Origin of the sequence: Rhizobium ecuadorense, from assembly GCF_001187535.1 — a bacterium.
Taxonomy (GTDB): Bacteria; Pseudomonadota; Alphaproteobacteria; order Rhizobiales; family Rhizobiaceae; genus Rhizobium; species Rhizobium ecuadorense.
Window position 1 is genome coordinate 1 of the sequence record NZ_LFIO01000021.1, and the last position, 329, is coordinate 329.

The 329-nt window shown below is 63.5% G+C and carries 1 pseudogene; it reads left to right on the plus strand.

Going from position 1 to position 329, the window contains the following annotated elements:
- Positions 1-329 (plus strand): annotated as a pseudogene (gene bcoG / locus AF337_RS00665) (3-dehydrocarnitine:acetyl-CoA trimethylamine transferase BcoG); the annotation flags it as partial.

Sequence of the window (329 nt, forward strand, 5' to 3'; positions counted from 1 at the left end):
GTCACCGACCGCATCCGTTCGGCCGATGTCGACGTCGTCCTCAATCTCACCGCCGGCATGGGCGGGGACCTGATCTTCGGGGATGTCGAAAGCCCCCTTCCCCTCAATCCTAAGGGCACGGATATGGCCGGCGCCACCGAGCGCGTCAGCCATGTCGCCGAGTGCCTGCCGGAGATCTGCACGCTCGACTGCGGCACGATGAATTTCAATCTCGGCGACTATGTCATGACCAACACGCCGGCCATGCTGCGGGCCATGGCAAAGAAGATGACGGATCTCGGCGTGCGGCCCGAGATCGAGGCCTTCGACACCGGCCATCTCTGGTTTGC